This is a genomic window from Pseudovibrio sp. Ad13 (genome assembly GCF_001623225.1).
Lineage (GTDB): Bacteria > Pseudomonadota > Alphaproteobacteria > Rhizobiales > Stappiaceae > Pseudovibrio.
This window is the reverse complement of record NZ_LMCC01000022.1, coordinates 37,615-60,809: the sequence shown is the minus strand read 5'-3', so window position 1 is coordinate 60,809 and position 23,195 is coordinate 37,615. Positions and strand designations below refer to the sequence as shown.

Annotated in this window: 24 protein-coding genes and 1 pseudogene; 15 read left to right on the top strand and 10 right to left on the bottom strand. The window is 53.0% G+C overall.

The window, feature by feature from the left end; all coding sequences use genetic code 11:
• Positions 1-396 (bottom strand): redox-sensitive transcriptional activator SoxR (gene soxR, locus PsAD13_RS25045; RefSeq protein WP_063319811.1); only part of this gene is annotated, 396 nt, incomplete at its 3' end.
• Positions 397-482: 86 nt separating this feature from the next.
• On the opposite strand from soxR, the gene PsAD13_RS25040 reads away from it, so the two are divergent.
• The gene (locus PsAD13_RS25040) at positions 483-866 is read left to right on the top strand and encodes a VOC family protein (protein ID WP_063308359.1); all 384 of its coding nucleotides are present in this window, start codon (positions 483-485) and stop codon (positions 864-866) included.
• A gap of 57 nt (positions 867-923) precedes the next feature.
• Here the strand turns inward: PsAD13_RS25040 and PsAD13_RS25035 are convergent, their stop codons facing one another.
• The gene (locus tag PsAD13_RS25035) at positions 924-1,859 is read right to left on the bottom strand and encodes a phytanoyl-CoA dioxygenase family protein (RefSeq protein WP_063319810.1); all 936 of its coding nucleotides are present in this window, start codon (positions 1,857-1,859) and stop codon (positions 924-926) included.
• A gap of 117 nt (positions 1,860-1,976) precedes the next feature.
• Here PsAD13_RS25035 and PsAD13_RS25030 point away from each other — a divergent pair, with 117 nt between their 5' ends.
• On the top strand, positions 1,977-2,837 hold the full coding sequence (locus PsAD13_RS25030; RefSeq protein ID WP_063319809.1) for an AraC family transcriptional regulator: 861 nt from the start codon (positions 1,977-1,979) through the stop codon (positions 2,835-2,837).
• An 8-nt stretch (positions 2,838-2,845) separates the two neighbouring features.
• On the opposite strand, the pseudogene PsAD13_RS25025 reads toward PsAD13_RS25030, so the two are convergent.
• From PsAD13_RS25025 to PsAD13_RS25010, 4 genes and pseudogenes are all read right to left on the bottom strand, one after another.
• Positions 2,846-4,369 (bottom strand): annotated as a pseudogene (locus tag PsAD13_RS25025) (altronate dehydratase family protein).
• 1 nt (position 4,370) lies between these two features.
• Complete coding sequence (locus tag PsAD13_RS25020) at positions 4,371-5,216, bottom strand: amidohydrolase family protein (RefSeq protein ID WP_063319808.1); 846 nt, start codon at positions 5,214-5,216, stop codon at positions 4,371-4,373.
• Complete coding sequence (locus PsAD13_RS25015; RefSeq protein ID WP_063319807.1) at positions 5,209-6,249, bottom strand: aldo/keto reductase; 1,041 nt, start codon at positions 6,247-6,249, stop codon at positions 5,209-5,211. The genes PsAD13_RS25020 and PsAD13_RS25015 overlap by 8 nt, the downstream gene beginning before the upstream one ends.
• 10 nt (positions 6,250-6,259) lie before the next feature.
• On the bottom strand, positions 6,260-7,057 hold the full coding sequence (locus tag PsAD13_RS25010; RefSeq protein ID WP_063291447.1) for an IclR family transcriptional regulator: 798 nt from the start codon (positions 7,055-7,057) through the stop codon (positions 6,260-6,262).
• A gap of 267 nt (positions 7,058-7,324) precedes the next feature.
• Here PsAD13_RS25010 and PsAD13_RS25005 point away from each other — a divergent pair, with 267 nt between their 5' ends.
• The 3 genes from PsAD13_RS25005 to PsAD13_RS24995 all read left to right on the top strand — a co-directional run bounded on the left by PsAD13_RS25005 (position 7,325) and on the right by PsAD13_RS24995 (position 9,566).
• Positions 7,325-8,062 carry an SDR family oxidoreductase gene (locus PsAD13_RS25005; RefSeq protein ID WP_063299688.1) on the top strand — a complete coding sequence of 246 codons (738 nt, stop codon included), beginning with the start codon at positions 7,325-7,327 and terminating at the stop codon, positions 8,060-8,062.
• A 15-nt stretch (positions 8,063-8,077) separates the two neighbouring features.
• Positions 8,078-8,923, top strand: a complete 846-nt coding sequence (locus PsAD13_RS25000) for a fumarylacetoacetate hydrolase family protein (protein ID WP_063308353.1) — start codon at positions 8,078-8,080, stop codon at positions 8,921-8,923.
• A 109-nt stretch (positions 8,924-9,032) separates the two neighbouring features.
• Positions 9,033-9,566 (top strand): methylated-DNA--[protein]-cysteine S-methyltransferase, encoded by a 534-nt coding sequence (locus PsAD13_RS24995; protein ID WP_063291511.1) that lies wholly within the window; start codon positions 9,033-9,035, stop codon positions 9,564-9,566.
• 36 nt (positions 9,567-9,602) lie between these two features.
• Here the strand turns inward: PsAD13_RS24995 and PsAD13_RS24990 are convergent, their stop codons facing one another.
• The 3 genes from PsAD13_RS24990 to PsAD13_RS24980 all read right to left on the bottom strand — a co-directional run bounded on the left by PsAD13_RS24990 (position 9,603) and on the right by PsAD13_RS24980 (position 12,112).
• Positions 9,603-9,989 carry a hypothetical protein gene (locus PsAD13_RS24990; protein ID WP_063319806.1) on the bottom strand — a complete coding sequence of 129 codons (387 nt, stop codon included), beginning with the start codon at positions 9,987-9,989 and terminating at the stop codon, positions 9,603-9,605.
• 242 nt (positions 9,990-10,231) lie between these two features.
• Complete coding sequence (locus PsAD13_RS24985) at positions 10,232-11,263, bottom strand: hypothetical protein (RefSeq protein WP_063319805.1); 1,032 nt, start codon at positions 11,261-11,263, stop codon at positions 10,232-10,234.
• A gap of 84 nt (positions 11,264-11,347) precedes the next feature.
• Positions 11,348-12,112, bottom strand: coding sequence for a sugar phosphate isomerase/epimerase (locus PsAD13_RS24980; protein WP_063319804.1), 765 nt, complete (start codon positions 12,110-12,112; stop codon positions 11,348-11,350).
• A gap of 779 nt (positions 12,113-12,891) precedes the next feature.
• On the opposite strand from PsAD13_RS24980, the gene PsAD13_RS24975 reads away from it, so the two are divergent.
• The 9 genes from PsAD13_RS24975 (at position 12,892) to PsAD13_RS24935 (ending at position 22,220) form a co-directional block, all read left to right on the top strand.
• Positions 12,892-13,974, top strand: a complete 1,083-nt coding sequence (locus PsAD13_RS24975) for an ABC transporter ATP-binding protein (RefSeq protein ID WP_063319813.1) — start codon at positions 12,892-12,894, stop codon at positions 13,972-13,974.
• Between the two features lie 10 nt (positions 13,975-13,984).
• Entirely contained in the window at positions 13,985-15,064 is a 1,080-nt protein-coding gene (locus PsAD13_RS24970; RefSeq protein WP_057465482.1) for an ABC transporter ATP-binding protein, read from the top strand.
• Positions 15,065-15,067: 3 nt separating this feature from the next.
• Positions 15,068-15,955: a sugar ABC transporter permease gene (locus PsAD13_RS24965; protein ID WP_057465481.1), complete on the top strand. Its 888-nt coding sequence runs from the start codon at positions 15,068-15,070 to the stop codon at positions 15,953-15,955.
• A gap of 149 nt (positions 15,956-16,104) precedes the next feature.
• Entirely contained in the window at positions 16,105-16,857 is a 753-nt protein-coding gene (locus tag PsAD13_RS24960; RefSeq protein WP_244271793.1) for a carbohydrate ABC transporter permease, read from the top strand.
• Between the two features lie 13 nt (positions 16,858-16,870).
• Complete coding sequence (locus PsAD13_RS24955; RefSeq protein ID WP_057465479.1) at positions 16,871-17,152, top strand: DUF2160 family membrane protein; 282 nt, start codon at positions 16,871-16,873, stop codon at positions 17,150-17,152.
• Positions 17,153-17,226: 74 nt separating this feature from the next.
• Complete coding sequence (locus PsAD13_RS24950) at positions 17,227-18,945, top strand: ABC transporter substrate-binding protein (RefSeq protein ID WP_057465478.1); 1,719 nt, start codon at positions 17,227-17,229, stop codon at positions 18,943-18,945.
• A gap of 225 nt (positions 18,946-19,170) precedes the next feature.
• Positions 19,171-19,557: a hypothetical protein gene (locus PsAD13_RS24945; protein ID WP_063319803.1), complete on the top strand. Its 387-nt coding sequence runs from the start codon at positions 19,171-19,173 to the stop codon at positions 19,555-19,557.
• Between the two features lie 148 nt (positions 19,558-19,705).
• Complete coding sequence (locus PsAD13_RS24940) at positions 19,706-21,859, top strand: 3-hydroxyacyl-CoA dehydrogenase NAD-binding domain-containing protein (RefSeq protein WP_063319802.1); 2,154 nt, start codon at positions 19,706-19,708, stop codon at positions 21,857-21,859.
• Between the two features lie 154 nt (positions 21,860-22,013).
• The gene (locus PsAD13_RS24935) at positions 22,014-22,220 is read left to right on the top strand and encodes a hypothetical protein (protein WP_152986835.1); all 207 of its coding nucleotides are present in this window, start codon (positions 22,014-22,016) and stop codon (positions 22,218-22,220) included.
• Here PsAD13_RS24935 and PsAD13_RS24930 read toward each other — a convergent pair.
• Positions 22,217-22,576, bottom strand: coding sequence for a helix-turn-helix domain-containing protein (locus tag PsAD13_RS24930; RefSeq protein ID WP_063290496.1), 360 nt, complete (start codon positions 22,574-22,576; stop codon positions 22,217-22,219). The genes PsAD13_RS24935 and PsAD13_RS24930 overlap by 4 nt on opposite strands.
• Before the next feature lie 109 nt (positions 22,577-22,685).
• On the opposite strand from PsAD13_RS24930, the gene PsAD13_RS24925 reads away from it, so the two are divergent.
• A complete protein-coding gene (locus tag PsAD13_RS24925; protein ID WP_063319801.1) occupies positions 22,686-23,159 on the top strand; it encodes an ester cyclase in 474 nt (157 codons plus the stop codon).
• Positions 23,160-23,195: the final 36 nt, after the last annotated feature.

Sequence of the window (23,195 nt, the reverse complement as noted above, 5' to 3'; positions counted from 1 at the left end):
GTCGCCGGCGTTGTAGAGCTCGCATTTGTCCAGAGACAGGCAGCCGCAACCCATACAGCCTTCCAGCTGCGCTCTCAGGTTCTCCATGCGTGCAATGCGCTCATTCAGATGAACTTTGAACTGCTGGCTCAAGCGTTGCCACTCAGCTTTGTTTGGTGCACGGCCCGGGGGAAGTGTCCCGAGTTGATCTGAAATCTCTTTGATGGTGAAGCCAAACTCCTGCGCGACTAACGCAAATGATAAGCGGCGGATGTCTGCACGCATAAAACGGCGCTGACCACCAGAGTTGCGGCTGGCGGTAACAATTCCCTTGGTCTCGTAGAAACGAATAGCGGAAGTGGTGAGGCCGGTACGGTCAGCTAGTTCACCGATTGTCATCACATCTGAGTGCTGCATAATATTCTCAAAAATAGTGCTTGACTTAAACTTAACTTGAACTCCTAAACAGGGTGTCATCAGAAGTCAAAAGAAAGGCTATTGCGATGACAAAGAGTTTTTTAGAGCACGTCAACATCACCGTTTCTGACCCAGTTGCGACCGCGGGCCGTCTTTCAGATTGGTTTGGCTGGAATGTGCGTTGGCAGGGGGCTGCCCGGGCAGGTGGAACAACCGTTCATGTTGGATCGGACGAGAGCTATATCGCGGTTTATTCCCTTGGAAACACCAATGCCACTCAAGAAGACAACTACGTCACTCATGGCAGCCTGAACCACGTTGGCGTAGTGGTTGATGATTTAGATGCGGTTGAGAAGAAAGTTTTGGCGGGCGGATACAAGACCCGAAACCACGCTGACTATGAGCCGGGTCGACGCTTCTACTTTGATGATGATGATGGCATTGAGTTTGAGATCGTCAGCTACGCATAATTCAATAAGTTACGGTGCAAGAGCGTTTCCCCATTATGAGGAAACGCTTTTTTTGTTTTACCAGAGGTCCAGTCCCAGAAGTTTCTTGCCGAGATCGGTCAGTTCTGCCGTTTTGGCGTTTTTCTTTTCCCAGTCTCGAGGGTCGCCGGGGAAGGACGCCCTTTGTGGTGGCTCCCTGTTGCGCCATTGATGGATGCGGTCTTGTCTGAGACCTTCATTGGCCTGCTCAGATGGGAACATGGAGATGTATTGAGCGATGCGCACTTTGTCTTTTGAGTTGTTGGGGCGGATGCCATGGGCGAGGAGGGCGTTGAAAATCATCAGGTCGCCCGGCTCCATTTCAATATTCTCGATCTCAAAGCCAGAGTAGTCCGGGTGTTTGGGGTCGCGGTCTTCTGGTTGGGTCTTGACCCATTCATCGAATTCTTCAAAGAGCTTCGGGATACATTGAAAGCCGCCGGTTTCTTCATCCTGTTTGATTAATGAAAGAACGCCCTGAACGCTGATTGGTTGAGGGCGCAGGGATGTGTCTACGTCCCAATGGATGAACCCGGGTTTGCCGTCGCGGTTTTTCTTGGGCGGATTGAGGTTTGCGCGGTCGATGCTGACCCAGAGGTCTTCCCGGTCCCAGATGTCTACGAAAGCATCGTAGACACGCTGTTGCATGCGGTTGTCCCACAGGTGCTGGTGATTATAGATTTCCAGCATACCTGCGTTGTTCAGCTCTTGCATTTTGTGAGCGCGGCGTTGTGGTGTGTACCAAGTTGACGGATCACTAGGATCTTTCTCATCGAACTCCCAGAGTAGATCAACCAGTCTCTTTACATTTTCCTGCGGAACGGCCTGACGCACAATGACGTAGCCGCGGGTGATCCAGTGCTGCCAGTCTTCTTCTGATAAGATGCGCAGCGGTAGCGTCTTTTTGATGTCCTTCAACTGGGTGTCGGTTGCGGTTGAGCCCCAGTGATTGTCTGCAAGCAGTTCAGCGTTCATTTGGTCCTCCCAGATCCTTCAATGAACTTGTAAGTTTATTCACTCTGGTATGTGAGAGTTGTTCTAAACTAGCGGATACTGGTACTATTCTGGCGTCTTATTGGTTCAGAGGGTGAAATGCGGTCATATCTGGAGAAAGTGCCAGAGTCTGAAGACGGGTCATTCAAGGTGATGAACCGGCGTCTTCATGACGGCATTCCGTTCTCCTGGCATCACCATCCTGAATATGAGCTGACCCTGACGTTGAACTCTGAAGGGCAACGCTATGTGGGCGATCATGTAGGGGACTATGGGCACTCAGACCTTGTGCTGCTTGGACCTAATCTTCCGCATACGTGGGCGTCTAACAATCGGCCTGACGAGAGTGAACCGCATCAGGCATTGGTTATCTGGTTTGAGCCGGAGTGGATTGAGCGGATTACCAGCGAGATGTCAGAATTAGCTGGTGTTAAGAAGTTGTTTCAGCGGGCACTGGCGGGGCTAAGCTTCAGTGATGCTGCGCGGCGGCGTGTGGTGCCCAAGATCAAGAGTTTCTTTGAGGAAGACCCGCTGGAGCGCTTGTTTATCGTTCTCAGGGTTTTGTCGGAACTCTCAGAGGATGAATATGCGATGCAGCTGGCGCATGATCCGGTGGTGCTTTCCAGTGCGGATGGTGGCAATGAGCGCATCGACAGGGTGTTGACGCTCATTCACTCCGAGTATGCGCGTGTGTTGACGCTGGAAGAACTGGCAGAGACTGCGGCGCTGAGTGTCTCCGGAGTGCACCGGTTGTTTCAGCGGCATACGGGACAGACGATCTCAGAGTACCTGAAACGCATTCGGATTGGGGATGCGTGTGCACAGCTTGCCGGTGGAGATGCGCCGATTTCAATGATTGCTCATAATGTGGGGTATTCGGCGCTGGCCAACTTCAACAGGCAATTTCGCGCGGTGAAAGGTATGACCCCGCGCGAATACCGGACTAGGTTCAGAGGGTAATAATCCTGCTACATCACTGCGCCGATCTGCCATGGGACGAACTCGTAGTCGCCCAGTCCTTGCGCTTCTGACTTGCTGTGTTCGCCTGAGGCGACCTTGATCATCAGCTTGAAAAGCTCTGTGCCGACTTCTTCGATGGATCTGCCTTCGGAGATGATGGAGCCTGCATTGAAGTCCATGTCTTCTGGCATATGCTCAAAGAGTGGTGTGTTGCTGGCGACCTTGATTGTGGGGGATGGCTTGCTGCCGAACGCGGAGCCGCGGCCTGTTGTGAAGACGATCAGGTTACAGCCGCTGGCGATCTGGCCGGTGACGGAGGCAGGATCGTAGCCGGGACTGTCCATGAAGACGAAACCTTTGGTTTCAATCGGCTCGCCGTATTTGTACACGCCTTCCAGAGCAGTGGTGCCTCCTTTGGCGACAGCTCCGAGGGACTTTTCGAGGATGGTTGTCGGGCCGCCGCGTTTGTTGCCCGGTGAGGGGTTGTTGTCCATGGTGCCGTTGTTGCGGGCGGTGTAGTCCTCCCAAACCAAAGGTTTCGTCTTCATGGACAGTCCCGGCTACGATCTTGCGGCGCGGCTGGTGAGCAGATGTTCTGCGCCGTAGATCTCAGAGGTTTCCGAAAGGACCGAGGTGCCGCCGTATTTGACGAGCAGGTCTGTGGCGTAGCCAAGAGCTGGGTTGGCGGTGACTCCGGACCAGCCATCAGAGCCGCCGCATTGCAGGCCGACCATGAGTTTGGAGAGTGGTGCTGGCTGACGAGAGGCTTTGTTGACTTCCGGCAGCATGGCTTTGACTTTTTCTATGCCAGCTTCGATGGTTTTGCGCAGGCCGCCCATGCCCTGAATGTTCATGAACTGAAATGTCGGTGATTGCTTGAGGCCGTAGGCATCCAGCAGGAAGTCGATCTGGTTGACCTCACAGCCTAAGCCAACCAGCAGAACGCCGCCGACATTTGGGTTTTTAGCGTAGCCCCAGAGCACGCGTTGGAGGTTGGCGAAGCCCTCATTGTCGCCTGCCATGCCACAGCCTGTGCCGTGAGCGAAGGAGGCGACGCCGTCTACATTTTCAAACTGCAACAGGTCTTCATCACTGAAAGCATCTGCGATGCGGTGAGCGGCGGTGGCGGAGCAGTTTACGCTGGTGAGGACTGCTATGTAGTTGCGGGTGCCGACACTGCCATCTTCGCGGTGATAGCCCAGGAAAGTACGCTCTTCCGGGTGCTTGGCGTATTGCGTTGGTTTGTAGTCCTTGCAGAAGCTGTGGTGCACGCCGGGGTCGGAGAACTCCATGTTGTGCGAGTGCACATGGGCGCCTGCCTGAATGTCCGTTGTTGCGAAGCCGATGGTCTGACCGAACTTGATCAGGGCTTGTCCCTGCTTGATGTCGTGTTCGGCGATTTTGTGACCTGCGGAGATATTGTCGAGGACCTGAAGATTGCCTGCCTTATCACCCGGCTGCAAAGCTCTTGTGGCGATGATGACGTTGTCCGCTGGCTGAAGTTTGACGCTGGCTGGAATGGGTGCCGACATTTCAGAGAGTTTCCATTGTTTTGGTGAGATAGAACTTTGCAGCGGTGCCACCAAAGATGGCCTCCCAGTCTGCCTGAGGCAGATCAGCTGTGAGCTGCTCCACCATATCCACCCAGTTTTGATAGGTATTTGCGAGGAGAAGGACAGGCCAGTCGCTGCCAAACATGACGCGCTCCGGTCCAAAGCATTTCAGAATGTGAAAGGCGTAGGGCGCGATGTCTTCGATCTCTGCGTTCTCGGAGGCCTCAGTCAGGAGACCTGAGAGTTTGCAGCAGACGTTGGAGGTGCGGGCGATGTCGCCGACGTGTTGGGACCACGTCTCGATGGCCTTGTTGCGGATATCCGGCTTTGCACCATGGTCGATGACGGCGCGCAGGTCCGGATAGCGGCTGAGGAAGGTTTTAAGGTGCGGCAGGTGCCGGGGCTGGACCAGCAGGTCGAGTGTCAGGTTGTTGTCGATGAGAGCCTGAATGGCAGGGCGCAGATTGTCCTGCAGCATCCACTCGTCGTCTTCAATGTCCTGTATCATCGGACGAATGCCGACGAGTTTCGGGTTTTGGGAGAGTTCTTTGATGGTGTCTGGCGCGTTCCCCGCTTCCATGTCTACCCAGCCGACAACGCCGAGGATCCAGTCGTGTTCTGCAGCCAGTTCCAGCATGAAGAGGGTTTCTTCGACTGTATCTGCAGCCTGAACAAGGATGGTTCCGTCCATCTTTGCCTGCGTGAGTAGAGGCTGGATGTCGCTGGTGAGGAAGTCGCGGTACAGGACGTTCAGCTCTGGCGTGAGCCAGCTGTAGTCGCCGCGGGAAAGCTTCCAGAAATGGTGGTGGGCATCGATCCTAAGCATGCTTCACCTCTTGTTCGAAGAAGAGATTGCCAGATGGGACTGGGGCTTCAGCGGGAAGAAGGTCTCGTTCTTTCAGTCGTGCCCAGAAGGCGTCGGGAATGTCGGCAGCGATCCATTTGAGGATGTCTTCCAGCTCGCTGCGATTGCGCATACCGGGAATAACGCTGGCGATTGCTGGGTGTGCGAGTGGGAAGTGCAGGGCAGCTGCTGCCAGATCAACGGAGAATTCCTGACAGCATTCTTTCAGCGCTGTCACATGGGCCAGAATTTCAGGCGGTGCGCTTCTGTAGTTCCAGGTGTTGCCGCCAACGAGGATGCCTGAGTTAAACGGGCCGCCGAGAATGATGGAGGTTTGAGCCTTTGTGCAGGCAGGCAGCAAATCCTTGAGAGGGGCTTGCTCCAGCAAGGTGTAACGGCCAGCAAGGAGGAAGGCGTCCCAGTGGGCTTGCTGCATCAGCTCCATGCAAATGGCGGTCTCGTTCACGCCAAGGCCCATTGCTGAGATTGCGCCGGAGGACTTGAGTTCCTGAAGGGCCCTGATGCCGCCTTGCAGGTCTTTCATGTGGCGCAGGTTTTCTTCCGGGCCATGGGTTGCTGTGCCGATATCATGCACCAATAGGATATCAAGTCGGTCGAGACCGGTGCGGTGCAGACTGGCCTCGTAGGAGCGCATGATGCCGTCATAAGAGTAGTCATAGACCGGATGGAAGGGCAGTGGGTCTGGCCAGCCGAACTGGGCCGGATTGTCTGCCATGCCCGGTTTCAGCAGGCGGCCAACCTTGGTGGAGAGGATGTAGTCGTGCTTGCGCACGGCATCTCCAATGACACGTTCGGAGCGGCCAAAGCCATAGTAAGGGGCGGTGTCAATGTAGGTGAGACCAACCTCTTTGGCGCGATCCAATGTGCTCATAGACTCTTTGCGAGGAGCTGTTGCAAACAGCCCACCAAATGCTGCGCCGCCGATTCCCAATGTCGGCAGTTGCAGATCTGTTCCCCCCAATTGTCGATGAGCCAGCTTCCCTCCCAAGCCCATAGCGATTTCCTTATGTTGGCACTGTGCCGTAAATGCTGGTGATGTCCTTCGCTACCTGAGCGTAGGCTTGTTGAACGTCTTCAATTCCCGGTGCTTTGAAATCGTCGATGCGCTCCATGAATGGACAGCTGAGTGCAGCGACTGCGTTTCCATCTGGTCCCAGAATTGGGAAGGCCAGATTTGTAACGCCGACTGTGCTGGCGGATGGCATACGTACGAAACCTTGTTCCTGTACTTCATCCAGAATGGCACGGAATTCATCGAGGCTCATCTCCGGTTCTCCGAGTGCGCGCTCATGCTGGTTGTACATGAGTTCTCGGATCTCCGGCTTCTGGAAGGCAGCGATTGCCCGTCCGGTGCCTGTGTTCCAGAGGCCGATGACCGAGCCGGTTTTGAGGACGAAACTCCAGTTGCCCGGCGCTTCCACGCTGGCGACAACAACGATCTCTCCCTGATGCTCCATGCCGATGTGGCTGGACTGGTGAACGTCCTTGGCCGTTTTGCGCATCATGGGCACCGCCGCTTCCAACAACCGCGTGACGGGTGGATGGCGATGCGACATGGAATACATTTTCAGGCTGAGCTGAAAGCGGTCGCCCTCTATGGAACGCGATACATACTCGCGGCGCACCAGTGTGGTGAGCATGCGGTAGATCTCATTGGGTGACCGGTCGAGTGCTTTGGCGATCTCTGCCTGAGACAGGCCGGATGCGTACTGGGACAGCAGTTCCAGAATATCCAGTCCCTTCTCCAAAGCAGGAGCGCGGTATTTTTCAGCTTTGTCTTGCGATGTCTGTGTGTCTGCCATGATCAGCTCTGTTTGATGTGAGCATATTTTTTGACGCAAAATTCGACCTTGTCAATTTCTAATTTACATTTGAAAGAAGTTTTTATATTTAAGTTATGCCATTATGTGATTTGGTGAACTGACGGATTTCTGCGGTCTTTGGGAGAGGGCCAACGGGCCACTTGCCTTTTGTTTTGACGATAAGCAGTGCTTCCTCTCTAATAATCCGAGTTTCAGGTCCGTTTGGCCGAGCCTATATTTTGAGAGATTCAGTCCGGGGGAGGACACATGGGACGATTGACTGGCAAGACAGCCCTTATCACCGCTGCAGGGCAGGGAATTGGCCGTTCTACGGTGGAAGCCTATGCCGCTGAAGGGGCGAAGGTTTTTGCAACAGACATCAACGAAGCTGCGCTTACAGAGTTGAATGCGATTGAGGGTGTGACCGGCCTGAGGCTGGATGTGACCAATGCAGATGATGTGCGTGACACTCTTGAAGTAACGGGGCCGTTGGACATTTTGTTCAACTGTGCGGGCTTCGTACACAGCGGTACGATTCTCGACTGTGATGAAGATGCGTGGGACTTCTCTTTCAATCTGAATGTGAAGGCGATGTACCGCCTCTGCCGTGCTGCGATTCCTGGCATGCTGGAAAATGGTGGTGGTTCCATCATCAACATGTCGTCTGTGGCGTCGTCGTTGAAGGGGGTGCCGAACCGGTTTGTTTATTGTTCCTCCAAAGCAGCAGTGATTGGCCTGACCAAGGCAATTGCAGCGGATTTTGTGACCAAAGGTGTTCGCTGTAATGCGATTTGCCCGGGAACGGTCGACAGTCCGTCCCTGCATGACCGGCTGAAGGCCACGGGCAATTACGAGCAGGCAATGAAAGATTTTATTGCGCGTCAACCTATGGGACGCATTGGCAAGCCAGAAGAGATTGCTGCACTGGCTGTTTACCTTGGTAGTGATGATAGCGCGTTTACAACAGGTCAGACGCACGCCATTGATGGCGGTTGGTCAGTATAAGAAAATGGGTAGGATATGAAGCTTCTTAGATATGGTGAGCTGAACGCTGAAAAACCGGGTGTTCTGGATGCGGATGGCAACATTCGCGACCTTTCTGGTGTGGTTGGTGACATTGCTGGAGATACGCTCAGCGCGGATGGTCTTGCAAAAATTGCGGCGCTGGACCTGACCAGCCTGCCAGTGGTGGAAGGTAATCCGCGCATTGGTGCCTGTGTCGGCAATGTGGGCAAGTTCATCTGTATTGGCCTTAACTATTCCGACCATGCTGCTGAAGCGGGCATGGAAGTGCCAAAAGAGCCTGTGACCTTCTTCAAGGCGACCTCAGCTATTTGTGGCCCGAACGATGACATCGAAATTCCGCGTGGGTCTGTGAAAACAGACTGGGAAGTGGAATTGGGTGTGGTGATTGGTAAACACACCAAGTATGTGAGCGAAAAAGGCGCGCTGGATCATGTGGCCGGATATTGCGTGGTCAACGATCTGTCTGAGCGTGATTTCCAGCTGCACCGCAGTGGCCAGTGGGTGAAGGGTAAGTCTGCTGACACCTTTGGTCCGATTGGCCCGTGGCTTGTGACCCGTGATGAAGTTGAAGACCCGCAGAACCTTTCCATGTATCTGGAAGTGAACGGCCATCGCTATCAGAACGGTTCTACCAAAACCATGGTGTTTGATGTGGCGAAGGTGATTTCGCATCTGTCTCAGTTCATGAGCTTGCAGCCTGGTGATGTGATCTCCACTGGCACGCCTCCGGGTGTTGGCATGGGCCAGAAGCCAGAGACCTACCTGAAGCCGGGCGACAAGATGGAGCTGGGTATTGAAGGTCTTGGTGTTCAAAAACAGGTTACTTACGCTGCTGATTGAGGAGCGTGAGCTTGCTAAGCTCTGACGCCTTCACTAAGCTTTAGAGAACTCTCCGCTGCTGATCGTGGTGGAGAGTTTTTTTATGCGTTTTCAGGGGGAGAAAACTTTCATGACCAGCGTTTCAGAGCCAATCACATATTGCAGTTATGAAAGCCCGGTTGGGTCTTTGCTGATTGGTGGAGAAGCTGGTGGGCTGGAGTTTCTTCATTTTCCTGAAAGTGCACGCAGACGATTTGTTGAAGACGGCTGGGTGGAAGATGCCACGCCTTATGCGGACTTGATTGCGCAGCTTGAAGCTTACTTTGCTGGGGAGCTTAAAGAGTTCTCTTTGAACTGGAAGCTGATTGGTACTGATTTTCAGAAGAGCGTTTGGGAGCAATTGGCTGCAATCCCGTTTGGGGAAACGCGCAGTTATGGCGATGTTGCGAAAGCGCTAGGCAATCCGGGTGCGAGCCGTGCTGTGGGGCTGGCGAACAATGCGAACCCATTGCCGATTGTTATTCCATGCCATCGGGTGATTGGAGCGAATGGTGCTCTGGTTGGATTTGGTGGCGGGCTGGATACAAAAGTCTGGTTGCTGGATCATGAGGGTATTCCGCACGGAGCCGGTGCCAGCAAAGACCAGATGGCATTCCAGTTCTAAAACGGAACCCGCTTTAGAACTGGAGCGCAATGCAGATCAATCAAATGTAAGCTGGAACTTGCTGTTCAGGATAAATGGCGCGCGGAAATCTTCGTTGATGAAGTAGTAGATGCCCTGCTCTTTATCATGGGTGATGTTGAAGCAGCCATATTCTTCTTTGCTCCAAAGACCAGTCCAGCTGGAGCAATACTGATTGTTCTCGATCTTGTAGCGCGCTTCGGATGGTTTTGCGTCGCCTTCTTTGATCCAGAGGGTGAGACCAGACTCAGAGAAGTACTGGCGTGTTTCAGCGGCAAAGTGGATGCCTTTGATGGTTGAACCAGTCAATAACTCAGTAATTTGAGTGTTGTTCAAAGTCACTTCACCAGCCAGTGCAGGCGTTGCGCATGCGGCAATAGCAAGGCCTAAAATCACTTTCTTCATATTGCTTCTTTCCAGAGATAAATTGAGATGATGGTCAGCTGTTTATCTGCCATTCAGGACTGAATTTGCGTTTCAGTACAGGTACCGATTTGGTTAGGCAGGCTTAGATATGCTTCGTGATCGCTGGTTTTTATCAGCGCAGGTTTTTTTCTCAAATCACCTTTTTTTGCTTAAAATTTGCAGGTTTTAAATGGGAAAGGGCGCCCGATTGAGCGCCCTCTTTTTTGCTGATCCTGTTGTACTCAGGATGGTGTTGTTTCGGTTTCATCAAACTGGATGCGCACGATCCTGTCTGTTCCGGATTCTCCGCCCCATGCTTCGCCTTTACGTCCTGCCATCTGGCGGACGTCAGCGTCTGCTTTGTTGCTTGGGAAGCTGGTGAACTCTTCTGTATCCGGATCAAAATGGACGATGGCGTCGGTATCGAAATCTGTGAGCCAGACCTTATCGTTCTCATCGACATAGACCGAGTAGGGCAGTGGATCATTGCCGGGGAGACGCCATGCGCGCCATGTGTCTGCCTTCGGGTCGTACTCGCTGACCTGACCGGAGAGCCACTCACTGACCCAGAGCTTGCCTTCTGAGTTGGACCAGACGCGGCGGGCGCCTTGCTCTTTTGTTGGAGGCGTCACGATGCGGGCGCGTCCGTTGGTTCTGTCAATGTTGGCGATGTGGCTACCGGCGAGGGAGGCGTACCAGACATCACCTTGCGGCGTGACGGTGATGCCATAAGGGCCGGGGCCTTGAGGGCTTGGCCAGACTTCGATCTCTTGTGTGACGGGGTCAACGCGGCCATAGACACCGTTTTGTCCGGTAAACCAGTAGATGCCGTCGTGGTCGAAGATGCCTGTGTTGAGGTTTGCGTCTGCAAACTCGGCAGGTAGCGGAATGAGGGTGACGGCGTCTGTTGCCGGATCAACACGTGCGATGGCGTTTTGTCCGCCTTCGGTGACCCACATTGCGTTATCGGGGCCAAGCACCACGCCGTGTGGGGCTGCATTTTCGCCCAGTGAGACCGGGTGGAGTTCTCCATTGTCAGGATCAAGACGTGTGAGTGTGCCATCTGCCTGTCCGCAGTACCAAACCATGCCATCGGAATCGAAGCCAATGTCTCTGGAGCGCGCACCTGGACGGGCGTCAAAATACGTGACTTTTGCGTTTTTGACAGAGTTTGTTTTTTCGCCTTCAGCGAAAACAGGTCCAGCAACGATGCCCATATAATAGGCGCTGGAAATTGTTAGGGCAGATGCTCCGAGAAACTCTCGTCTGTTCATCCTACCTCTCCCTTATGCCGTCTCCTTGGTGGAGACAATCGACTTGCCTTAATGCAAGGGAAAGGCGTGTCTATGGCAAACTACCTATACACCCTCAAGCATTTTAAGTGAGGTTAAGGAACGGTCAGCGAAGCGGAGAAAATTGTTCGGATCATCGTGTTCGAGAATGTAGATCTTGGTACGGCTCTTTTCCTGCAGGGCGGTTAGAATATGTGCCCATGGGACGGTGCCGAAGCCGACATCTGCCCAACCATCTTCATCAGCGCCTTCGCCTTCGGGGGCGATATCCTTGATGTGGACCGCTGTGATGCGGGTGCCGTGGGCTTCGATCCAGTCCAGCGGGTCCAGACCTGCCTTGATGATCCATGCGGCATCGACCTCCCATTCCACGGTGGGGGCTTCAGAGATGATCAGTTCCATAGGAATGGTGCCGTCCGGGAGTGGCTTGAACTCGAAGTCGTGGTTGTGCCAGCCGAAGTGGAAGCCTTTATGCTTGAGCGTGTTGGCCATGTGCTCCAAACGGTGCGCGAAGATCGTCCATTCTCTCTTGGTTGTTGGGCGTTGTTCTGGTGTGAGGTAAGGAGCGAAGATTGTGTGCATGCCGAGAAGGACTGCGATCTTGATACACTGATCAAGGTTCTCTTCCAGATCCTTGAGGTCGAAGTGGCCAGAGGGCATGTCTAGGTCGTACTCATCGAGGAGGTCTCGCACTGTCTGAGCGGCTTCCAATGTGGGATAGAGCTCCTCGAAACCTTCTACCTGTGTGTAGCCGAGGAGGGCTGTTTCCTGAAAAACCTCTTTCCAGGGCTGGAAGTTTCGTGCGCTGTAAAGCTGTAGGCAAAAGTCCATGATACAGTTCCCCTCCAAGAGCGACCAAAGCTAACTGCCCCGGTTTTATCGCTCTGCACGACAATAGAGTTGCAACTACCTGAAGGGCAAGGGGGCTTGCGAAAGAGGGGGAGGAGAGGTGATCCTCTCCGGAAGCGGTTGTCAGAATCGATGTTTGAGCAAGGTGGTTTCATGAATTGACCACACCCGGTGGAGAACATCTGAATAGGGAATTTAGGTTCGAATTATTTCGCCGCGAAAATATTAGCTAGCTTAATAAATCAGAGTTTGCGTCAACAGCGCAGTCTTTTCAACGTGTTATTGGTTCAGGCTGTCAGATGCAAGAATGACAGATCTTCAACATTTTCTGCCGCACTGGGTGCGTTCTCATCCTAATGGATAACAGCTGAGAGTTTCGTTTTGTCAATTTTCGAATTGACGCTTAAGTGGTTTCGCTTATATTTCGAAATTACGCGAATATGCGCGTAATCGACTGTAAACGAAAATTGACGTGTTGGTTAGGACGTAGTTTAATTTTGATCTCTAATGGCACTTTGTAGGGACGGAGCTGCGTAAGAAAGCAGAACTTGAAAGTGTTCGGGGAGGCTCGTGAAAAATTGACAGATGCGTAGCGTTGTAAAACGGCGCAGTTCTTTAAAAGGCTGGGACCTTTACTAAGAGATTCAGCTCGGCCACCGAGTTGTTTTTTGGAATTACAGTCAGGAATATGAAGGTACCGCAGTGCAAGCAGCGCGTACCGCAGGAAGCAGTTGGGTCGCTTTCTGTTCCGGGAGGGCAACATGCTTGAATTAAGGGGCGTCAGCAAGACTGTTGACGGTATGGACCATATTCGCGACGTGTCTTTGCGTCTTGAAAGTGGTTCATTGAACGTATTGTTGGGACCAACACTGTCAGGCAAGACAACGCTTATGCGTTTGATGGCAGGGCTGGACACGCCAACTGCAGGGCAAGTGCTCGTAAATGGACAGGATATGACCGGTGTTTCCGTGCGCAAGCGCGACGTCGCCATGGTCTATCAGCAGTTCATCAACTACCCGGCTCTCACGGTTTATGAAAACATCGCCAGCCCGCTGCGCGTTGCGGGAGTAAAAGGGGCTGATGTTGACAAGCAAGTGCGCAAAGCTGCGGACTTGATGAAGCTCACACCTTATCTGGACAGAACACCGCTGAACCTTTCTGGTGGTCAGCAGCAGCGTACTGCGATTGCGCGTGCGCTGGTCAAAGGGGCGCATCTGGTGCTGATGGATGAGCCATTGGCGAATCTGGATTACAAACTGCGCGAAGAATTGCGCGACGAGCTGCCGAAGATCTTCTCTGAAAGCGGTGCTGTGTTTGTTTATGCGACAACAGAACCGACAGAAGCTTTGTTGCTGGGCGGGCGTACAGCCACCTTGCATGAGGGGCAGGTTTCGCAGTTTGGTGATACCATTGACGTTTACCGCAATTCTCAGGACATCGTTACCGCGCAGACTTTCTCTGATCCGCCGTTGAACCTGCTGGGCCTGACGAAGAGCGGGGGTGAGTTCCGCACGTCAAATGGCACGGTTATTCCGGCATCAGAAGAAGAGAAGCGTCTTCCTGATGGACATTACAAAGCAGGTTTCCGGCCACATCACCTTTACCTGCAGCGCCCAAGTGAAGTTGCTGTTTGTCTTCCTGCGGTTGTTGATGTCTCCGAGATTACCGGTTCTGAGAGCTACATTCATCTGACATGCCTGAACCACCGCTGGGTGGCGCTGGAACATGGCATTCATAACGTAGACGTGGATGCCAAGATCGACGTGTTTGTGGATGCCAAGAACTTCATGATTTTTGATGATGAGGGCCGCTCTGTTGCGTCTCTCATGCATGAACCGGCTTAAGGAGGCGAGCATGGCACGTATTGATCTCGACCACATTCGCCACTCTTATTTGCCGACCCCAACAAGCCCAAGCGATTACGCTTTGAAGGAAGTTAATCTGACCTTTGAAGACGGCGGTGCTTATGCGCTTCTTGGGTCTTCCGGCTGTGGCAAGACAACACTTTTGAACATCATCTCCGGTTTGCTGACACCCTCTGAAGGTGAGCTGCTGTTTGATGGTAAGCCGGTGACGGAGCTTTCTACCGAAGCGCGTAACATTGCGCAGGTGTTCCAGTTTCCGGTCGTTTACGACACCATGTCTGTTTACGACAATCTGGCGTTTCCGCTTCGCAACCGCGGTGTTCCGGCAGCTGAAGTTGATCAGAAGGTCAACGAGATTCTACGGATCATTGATCTGGAAAGTAAGGCAAAGCGCAAGGCGCAGGGCCTGACGGCTGATGAGAAGCAAAAGATCTCGCTGGGCCGCGGTCTGGTGCGCTCTGATACCAACGCGATCCTGTTTGATGAACCGCTGACCGTGATCGACCCACACATGAAGTGGGTTTTGCGCTCGCAGTTGAAGCATCTGCACAAGCAGTTTGGCTTCACCATGGTTTATGTGACCCACGACCAGACCGAGGCTTTGACCTTCGCGGATAAGGTTGTGGTGATGTATGGCGGCGAAGTTGTGCAGATTGGAACGCCGGACGAGCTGTTCCGCAAACCTCAGCACACTTTTGTTGGCTACTTCATCGGGTCTCCGGGCATGAACATTCTGCCGTGCGAGGTGGATGGAACCATGGCGCGTGTTGGTGGTCACAGTGTGCCGCTGCCATGCGGTCTCGACCCGAAAAAAGTCGCCCAGAAAACCGAGGTTGGTATCCGCCCTGAGTTTGTGAAACTCGGTGGTGCCGGAGAAGGTCTGCCGTTGAAAGTCAACGCTGTTGAAGACATTGGCCGCTACCGCATTTTACGTGGTGAGATGGAAGGTGTTGCGCTGAATGCCATTGTTGGCGAAGGCATGAGCATTCCGGAAAGCCCGACGGCTCTCTTCGATCCAACACAGACGAACCTTTATGCCGACAGCTGGCTCGTAAGCGAGGGGGCCTGATCCATGGAAAAGACCGTAAACAACAAAGCCTGGTTCATGGTTTTACCGGTTCTTTTGCTGGTGGCCTTTACCGCTGTTATTCCATTGATGACTGTTGTGAACTATGCGTTTCAGGATAGCTTTGGAAACAATCAGTTTTTCTGGGTTGGGATTGAATGGTTTCAGGAACTGCTCAGCTCCGAGCGCTTTCATGATGCCTTGGTCCGCAACCTGATTTTCTCCTTCTCCATTCTTGCAATTGAGATCCCGCTGGGTATCGGTATTGCGCTTTGTATGCCTAAAAAAGGCTGGGGCGTTCCGGTTTGTCTGGTGTTGATGGCGCTGCCATTGCTGGTGCCGTGGAACGTGGTTGGTACCATCTGGCAAGTGTTTGGCCGTGCGGACATTGGTCTGCTGGGTTATTTCCTCAACTCTCTTGGCATCAACTACAACTACACACAGGACCCTGTTGCTGCATGGGCCACCGTGATTGTTATGGATGTGTGGCACTGGACCAGCCTTGTTGTGCTGCTGTGCTATGCGGGGCTTGTTTCTATTCCTGAGGCTTATTATCAGGCCGCGCGTATTGATGGGGCGTCCCGCTGGGCGGTGTTCCGTTACATCCAGCTGCCAAAGATGCACAGTGTCTTGCTGATTGCGGTTCTGCTGCGCTTTATGGACAGCTTCATGATTTACACCGAGCCGTTTGTTGTTACAGGTGGCGGACCGGGTAACTCCACGACCTTCCTGAGTATCGACCTTGTGAAGATGGCGATTGGTCAGTTTGACCTTGGGCCAGCTGCTGCAATGTCACTCGTCTACTTCCTCATCATCCTGCTGTTCTCATGGGTGTTCTACACCGCGATGAACAACATTGGGACTGAGAAGAAACATTACGCAGGCGAGGAGTAAGCACCATGTCGACAACAACTGGAACTGCAGTCATTGATGGTGGTGTTGCTGCTGGTGGACAGGCTCCACGCAGCCGGACCCGCGCAAAGGCACAGAGAACCGGAAGCCGCTATGCTTTCCTCGTTCCAACTTTGTACATCACGTTTTTGATGCTGCCGATCTACTGGCTCTTCAACATGAGCCTGAAGACCAACCAGGAAATTCTGAGCAAGTTTACCTTGTGGCCGGATGAGCCGACGCTCGCCAACTACATGGTGATCTTCACTGACCCAAGCTGGTACAACGGTTACATCAACTCCATCACCTATGTGGCGCTTAATACGGTTATCTCCGTGGCGGTTGCGTTGCCAGCGGCCTATGCGTTTTCGCGTTATAAGTTTCTGGGTGACAAGCATCTGTTCTTCTGGCTGCTGACAAACCGTATGGCTCCGCCAGCGGTGTTTGCGCTGCCTTTCTTCCAGCTCTATTCCGCCTTCGGTCTGATTGACACGCACCTTGCAGTGGCTCTGGCGCACTGTCTGTTCAACGTGCCGCTGGCTGTGTGGATTTTGGAAGGCTTTATGTCTGGTGTTCCAAAAGAGATTGACGAGACTGCTTATATCGATGGCTATTCCTTCCCGAAATTCTTCGGCAAGATCTTCATGCCTTTGATTGCAAGCGGTATCGGTGTGGCAGCGTTCTTCTGCTTTATGTTCTCTTGGGTGGAATTGCTGATTGCCCGTACGCTCACCACAACTGCAGCTAAACCGATTGCGGCCACGATGACCCGTACGGTTTCAGCTTCCGGCATGGATTGGGGTGTACTTGCGGCGGCGGGGATTCTGACAATTATTCCGGGTGCGCTGGTGATCTATTTCGTACGTAACTACATCGCTAAGGGCTTTGCCCTGGGCCGCGTTTAACAGGGAGGCGATTATGGATTTTTCTTGGATGGCCTGGACGTCGCCGACTGCGATTTTCTTCATCACCATTGGCCTGCTGATCTCCAGCATGGCGGTTTGGGAATGGTTTGTGCCGGGGGGGACACCCCGGCATGGGATTTTGAAATTTGAGACGACACGCGGCGACCGCTTGTTTGTTTCGCTGCTGGGCAGTGCGTTTATCTGCCTGTTTTGGCTTGGGTTTGTTAGCGCAAACCTTTGGTGGGCTCTGTTGGTCTGTGTGGCATACGCGTTTTGCGTGTTCCGCTGGGTTTAGGATTGAGCTTTTTTCTCCGCACTGATGTTTAGGGGAACTTTCAGTGCAATAAAATATAGTCGGGAGGAATATATATGAGACGTCAGCTTTTAGCGTCCGTTGGCTTTGCAGCCATGATTTGCGCATCCAGCTCTGCTTTTGCAGACATGGAAGCCGCGAAGAAGTGGGTGAGCGACGAATTCCAGCCTTCTACTCTTTCTCAGGAAGAGCAGATGAAGGAAATGGACTGGTTCATCAAAGCAGCTGAGCCTTTCAAAGGTATGGAAATCAAAGTGGTTTCCGAAACCATTGCGACCCACGAATACGAAGCGAAGGTTCTTGCAAAAGCATTTACCGAAATCACCGGCATTAAAGTTACTCACGACCTGATCGGTGAAGGTGATGTTGTTGAGAAGCTTCAGACCCAGATGCAGTCTGGCGAGAACATCTATGATGCTTACGTCAACGACTCCGACCTGATCGGTACGCACGCTCGCTACAAGCAGGTTCGTAACCTGACTGACTGGATGGCTGGCGAAGGTAAAGCGGTTACGCTGCCAACTCTGGATGTTGAAGACTTCATCGGTCGCTCATTCACAACTGGCCCAGATGGCAAGTTGTATCAGCTTCCAACACAGCAGTTCGCGAACCTTTACTGGTTCCGCTATGACTGGTTCACAAACCCAGACATCAAAGCTCAGTTTAAAGCGAAATACGGCTATGAGTTGGGTGTTCCGGTTAACTGGTCCGCTTATGAGGACATCGCTGAGTTCTTCACCAACGACGTGAAAGAAATCAACGGCGAAAAAGTCTATGGCCACATGGACTACGGTAAGAAAGATCCATCCCTGGGTTGGCGCTTTACCGATGCGTGGCTCTCCATGGCAGGTGCTGGCGACAAGGGTATTCCAAACGGTCTGCCAGTTGACGAGTGGGGCATTCGCGTAAACGGTTGTTCCCCTGCTGGTTCTTCCGTTGAGCGTGGTGGTGCAACCGATGGTCCTGCTGCGGTTTACTCCATCACCAAATACATCGAGTGGCTGAAGAAGTACGCTCCGGCTGAAGCACCAGGCATGGTGTTCTCTGAAGCTGGTCCGGTTCCGGCACAGGGTTCTGTTGCTCAGCAGATCTTCTGGTACACCGCGTTCACCGCAGACATGGTGAAAGAGGGTATTCCAGTTGTGAATGCAGACGGCACTCCTAAGTGGCGTATGGCTCCTTCTCCGAAGGGTGCTTACTGGGAAGAAGGCATGAAGCTGGGTTATCAGGACGCTGGTTCCTGGACTCTGATGAAGTCTACCCCGGAAGATCGTGCAAAAGCTGCATGGCTCTACGCTCAGTTCACCGTTGCAAAGACAACTTCTTTGAAGAAGTCTCACGTTGGTCTGACCTTCGTGCGTGACAGTGACGTTCGTGATGCGTCCTTCACCGAGCGTGCACCTAATCTGGGTGGTCTGGTAGAATTCTACCGTTCCCCAGCTCGTGTACAGTGGACTCCAACCGGTACCAACGTTCCTGACTATCCAAAGCTGGCTCAGCTGTGGTGGCAGAACATTGGTGATGCATCCTCAGGCGCGAAAACTCCTCAGGAAGCTATGACCGCTCTTGCAGCTGCTCAGGACAAAGTTCTGAAGCGTCTTGAGCGTGCTGGTGTTCAGGGCGAGTGTGGTCCTAAGCTCAACGAAGTTAAGGATCGCGATTTCTGGCTGAACCAGCCAGGCGCACCGAAAGCCAAACTGGCTAACGAAAAACCAACTCCGGTCACCGTTGACTACGACGAGCTGATCAAGAGCTGGGCAGATGCTTCCAAGTAAGCGTCGCTTCTAAAGTGTCCATCATCGCGAACAAAGTTTGTTTGCGATGATGCGCTTCCAAGACTAAACGAGAAACCCGGTGTCGTAAGGCGCCGGGTTTTTTGTTTTTGGGTGTTGTGCTGAGTTGGGAAGTGCAGCTGCAACCAAGGTGGTTGTTTTGTCTTTTGGTTGCGGCATGGTAGGTAGGTTTTGCGATGTCTTGGTCAGATTGAAGGGGCTGCTGCTGTGAAGTGTCTACGGATTTACGCAACGCCGGATGGGGAGTCGCATTTTGGTGAGGTTGAGATACCGACTGAGAAAGTGTCGGTGCATCCCGAAGCAACTCCGTTTGATGTAAGTGCCAGTTATCCGGCTTCGCGCGTCCGTTTCTCTCACATTCCAGCAGGTATGAAACAGGTGGAATGGCATAGTGTGCCTGATCGGGTTTTGACTGTGAGGCTTGATGGGTCCGTTGAGTATGAAACCAGTGACGGGGAAGTTCGAACAGTCGGCGCTGGGGAGTTCGTGCTTATTGAGGACACGCATGGCAAGGGGCACCTTTCGCGGCATTCACCTGAGGCTCAGACTGTGCTTTGGATCTCCTTGCCGAATGGGTTGGATGAGCCGTTGTAGGTGGTGAGGGTAACCAGGCTCTTTTCTTGTAATTCCGCATATTAGAATTGTATTTTACAACTGGAATTCCTGCCGTGCCCTGCTAAACTATGTGGAATTGCGAGTGATAGTGCGGCGCGGGAGTGCGCTTTGCCTCAGGGAGTTTCGAGTGTCTTCTTCATTTAAGTCATCAGGTCAGGTTTCCTATGAATTGCGCGGTGATGTTGCGGTTATGACCGTGAGCAATGCGCCAGTGAATGCGTTGTCGCTGGCGATCCGGCAAGATCTGGTTGAGCGTATCAAGCAGTTTGAAGAAGACGATGCGGCGAAGGCTGCGGTGATTGTTGGCGCTGGCAAGGTGTTCATTGCGGGGGCGGACATTCGCGAGTTCAAGCGTCCTGCCACTGAGCCGCATCTGCCTGATGTGATTGATGGCATTGAAGCCTGCTCGAAGCCTGTGATTGCTGCCATTCATGGTGTTGCGCTGGGCGGCGGGCTTGAGGTTGCACTGGGTTGTCATTTCCGCGTTGGGGTAAAGGGCGCCAAGGTTGGTCTGCCAGAAGTGCATCTGGGCATCATTCCGGGTGCAGGCGGCACGCAGCGTCTGCCACGTTTGGCTGGTTATGAGACCGCGCTGGAGATGATCCCGAGCGGTGCGCAAGTTGGGGTGGATGCTGCAAAGGCTGTTGGTATTCTGGATGAGGTGAGCGAGGAAGCTGATGCGGTTGCTGCTGGCCTCTCCTTTGCACGGTCTGTGATTGATAATGGGACGCCGCTGCGCCATTGCTCTGAGCTGGTTGCGCCTGCTGTTGATCCGCAGGTGTTTGCGGATGCCAAGGCTGCGGTTGCCAAGCGGGCTCGTGGACAGAAATCACCGGTGGTGTGTGTTGAAGCCATTGAAGTTGCCAGCCAGACCAGCTTTGCAGATGGCATGGCGAAAGAGCGTGAGATGTTTATGGAGCTGAAGAACTCTGCTCAGCACCGCGCTTTGTCACATGCGTTCTTTGCAGATCGGGCTCTTGGCAAGCTTCCTGAAATTGAAGGCATTGCTTCACGCGAGTTGAAATCTATCGGCGTGATCGGCGGTGGTACTATGGGCGCTGGCATAGCGACCGGTGCGCTGATGAACGGGCTTTCTGTTACCTTGATTGAGCGGGATGATGAGGCTCTCAACCGCGCGAAAGCGACGATTGCCAAGAATACTGGTGGTGCTGTTAAGAAGGGCAAGCTTTCAGCAGAGCAGGAACAGCGGATCTTTGCTGAAGCCCTGTCTTTGAGCACAGATTATGCCTCACTCTCTGACGTGGATCTGGTTGTTGAGGCGGTGTTTGAAGACATCACTGTGAAGAAGCAGGTGTTCCAGAAACTGGATGAGGTTTGTAAGGACGGTGCTGTTCTGGCGACCAACACGTCTTATCTGGATGTGAACGCCATTGCAGATGTCACCAAGCGCCCGCAGGATGTGATTGGTCTGCACTTCTTCTCCCCGGCCCACATCATGAAGCTGCTGGAAGTGGTGGTTGCGGACAAGACCGCCCCTGATGTGATTGCGACTGGTTTCCAGCTTGGCAAGATCATGCGCAAGGTTGCTGTTCGGGCTGGCGTTTGTGATGGCTTCATCGGCAACCGCATTCTTGCGACTTATCGCGCAGCTGCTGATGCCGTTGTGGTGGACGGATCATCGCCGTTTGAGGTGGACGAGGTGATGCTAGAGTTCGGCTTCCCGATGGGGCCATATGCAGTCGCTGATTTGGCAGGTCTGGATATCGGCTGGGCAACCCGTAAGCGGAAAGCACCAACCCGTGATCCACGTGAACGCTATTTCACATTTGCAGACCGCATGTGTGAGCAAGGCTGGTTTGGGCAGAAAACCAGCAAGGGCTATTACGTTTATGAGGAAGGTGCGCGGAAAGGCACGCCAAACCCCGCTGTTCTCGAAATTTTGACAGAGGAACGCAAAGAAAAACATATCAACGCACAAAACCTTTCAAAAGAGCAGATCCTTGATCGGTACATGGCAGCCATGGTGAATGAGGCTGCAAAGGTGGTTGAGGAAGGCATTGCCTTGCGGCCACTGGACGTGGATATGACGCTGATCTACGGCTATGGCTTCCCGCGTTGGCGTGGTGGCCCGATGCAGTACGCAGATGAGATTGGGCTTGAGAAAATCCTCAATAATATCAAGGTGTATGCGCAGGAAGATGTTTACTTCTGGCAGCCTGCAAAGCTGCTTGAGAAACTGGTTTCCTCTGGCAAAACATTTGCTGACCTGAATGCTGAGCGGGGGAATAACCCGGCAGCGAAAAAGCACGAGAACGCTTGATTCTCTTCAGTTGCATCGCCATCTTCTAGTGGTGTACCCTTTGGGTAGCTCGAAAACAGCGCACATAGCAACGGTGCTGTTTTGGATGTTTATTTGCGTATCCTGAACCGAAAACCGACGCCGGTTTTGGAAGATATGCCCGTTGGAGATGGTGATGCTGAATTTTCTGGAATACATAACCGGGCGGGTGATTGCGATTTTGTTCGCGATGGCTTTACTGGCATTTATCCTCCTCATTATCGGATTTGCCTCCGGCCTGATGCTGGCCGTTATTGCCATCACTATCCCCATTGTGATCCTGAAGATCCTGTTCGGCAAGAACAAGCCCAAGATCACCTATCACTATGAGCGCAAGGATTAAGAAATCGGGAAGTTTTTGACCTCGTTCTCGCCCCAGGTTTCCATTGCCTGAAGGACCGGCTGCAGGGATCTGCCCTTTTCTGAAAGGGAGTATTCCACGTGCGGCGGTACAACTTCCATAACTTTACGGTCGACAATTCCATCCTCTTCCAGAGAGCGGAGTTGTGCTGTCAATAAGCGTTGAGAAACACCGGGCAGTCTGCGTTTCAGCTCGTTGAAACGGCAGGGTGCAGGCAGAAGCTCGTATATTATCAATGGTTTCCATTTACCGCTCAAAACAGTCAGGGTACGGCGCACAGGGCAGGTTTCATAGCCGATGAATGCTCTGCTGGCTGTATCTTTGCTGTCATCGCTCATGGTGGGCAGTACCCTTTTATATACTAGCTGCTAAAATAGTGCGTACTAGACGTTCTGCTTCTTTGCTTTCATATGGGGTTTGCCTAATGAAAACAAGGGAAACACGCCGATGAACAAAGTGAAGCTTGCTGTAGCTGCTGCAGCTCTTGCCCTTTCAACCGCAGTTGCTGGTGCCACTGAAGCGACTGATCTTTTGAGCAAATTCTATGAGGTTGCAGACAGTCGCCCGTTTGATGCGGATAAACTGGCAGCTTTTTATGCTGATGACATGGTGGACCATAATGGCCGTGAGGGACAAAACGCCAAGCAGTTTGCGGTGGGGACCTATACAGCCCTGGCAGCAGGCGCACCGGACTTCCGCCATGAGCTTGGTATGGTTGAGCCAATCGGTGATGACAAAGTTCTGATCTACTGGCGTTACAAAGGCACCAACACTGATGGGCTGTTTGGTGCTGAAGCTAATGGGAATGCCTTCGATATTGCCGGTTTTGAGGTTTATCGCGTTGAGAACGGCAAGATCCACGAGTTCTGGCATATTGAGGAACTTAGTTCGCTGAGCGCCCAGCTTGCTACGAAGAACTAAGCGATTAGGCCCGGGAAATCCCCCGGGCTTTCTTTT